We start from the raw sequence: 1,010 nt of genomic DNA, 5'->3' as shown, positions 1-1,010 counted from the left end.
GCCGAAACGGTGGGGGACGATGCGGGCGCCATGAACGACGCCTTGATCCGGCTGGCCCAGGGGGAATTGTTCGAGCAGCTGCTCGAGGCGGACAAGGGCGGGAAGTCCCTGGTGGATGCGCTCCCGGAAATCACCCTGTCCGTGGCCCGTCTCACCCGCGCCTCCGTGCTGCAAAAGAAGTGGCAGACCGAGTTTCGCGACAAGTTGAAAGCGGCCGCGCGGGAAGTGGACAAGATCGCCCGCAAGGGCGGCCTCACCGATGAAGCGGCCGGGACGATCCGGGAGAAGATATTGGGGGTGGCGGGTTAACCGGAGAAGTCGATGTGCTCGGCAAAAACACCACGGGCTTTGCCTAGAAGATCAGTGATTTCATCACAGGCGACGCCCTTTCTTTCCCTAGCATCCCGCTTCTCTATCGGTGCGCCCCCCCCCTCCAGAATATCAAATGCACTTTCAAGAAGGAGGTATTGGATGCGCATGGATTCGAGGAAATCCAGCACCTCTTTTGGATAGATATGAATGGCAGCTTCAAGAATGCTCCTCATTGCTAAAAACCCTGCGCTAGCGCTTGCCGCATTAGTCAAGGTGATGTCTTGAATATTTACGAGGTCATCCCATACCTTTCGCCGTGGAGGATAGAGGGCAACGCGTCTGGCTTCTTTGGCCTCTTCCCGTGCGTCGTCCCTCGCCAAATTGGCATCGTTACGCGCCAGACGTGCACCCCTACGCGAGCGTTCGGCAGAGATTGCCATCAATCCAACAATTAACACGGAAGCAAGACTGATCCATGTATCCCAATTTAAGCCTAATAACATGACCACACCTCCCGTCCTCCTAACGTACCAGCAAAAATGGATCTCCGACACCGCCCCCGTGATGGTGTGCGAGAAGTCCCGGCGCGTTGGTTTGTCGTGGAGCGAGGCGGCGGACGACGCCCTCTACGCGGCCAGCGAAAGCGGGGATGACGTCTGGTACATCGGCTATAACCAGGACATGGCGCGGGAATATAT

The 1,010-nt window shown here is 57.4% G+C and carries 3 protein-coding genes; 2 read left to right on the top strand and 1 reads right to left on the bottom strand.

Annotated elements, in window-relative coordinates; all coding sequences use genetic code 11:
• The coding region (locus tag FVQ81_18695; GenBank protein MBW7998559.1) for a DUF3486 family protein at positions 1-309 on the top strand (309 nt) is incomplete at its 5' end.
• Here FVQ81_18695 and FVQ81_18690 read toward each other — a convergent pair.
• Positions 306-815 carry a hypothetical protein gene (locus FVQ81_18690; GenBank protein ID MBW7998558.1) on the bottom strand — a complete coding sequence of 170 codons (510 nt, stop codon included), beginning with the start codon at positions 813-815 and terminating at the stop codon, positions 306-308. The genes FVQ81_18695 and FVQ81_18690 overlap by 4 nt on opposite strands.
• Between FVQ81_18690 and FVQ81_18685 the strand changes: the two genes are divergently transcribed.
• A partial coding sequence (locus tag FVQ81_18685; protein ID MBW7998557.1) for a hypothetical protein occupies positions 814-1,010 on the top strand: 197 nt, incomplete at its 3' end. The two genes, FVQ81_18690 and FVQ81_18685, sit on opposite strands and share 2 nt — an antisense overlap.

This window comes from Candidatus Glassbacteria bacterium, from assembly GCA_019456185.1.
In the GTDB taxonomy this organism is placed as follows: domain Bacteria; phylum Gemmatimonadota; class Glassbacteria; order GWA2-58-10; family GWA2-58-10; genus JAJRTS01.
This window is presented reverse-complemented; position numbering and strand designations above follow the sequence as displayed.

Coding starts and splice junctions, on each gene's coding strand:
- FVQ81_18690 (MBW7998558.1), bottom strand. CDS start 815: ATGTTATTAGGCTTAAATTGGGATACATGGATCAGTCTTGCTTCCGTG.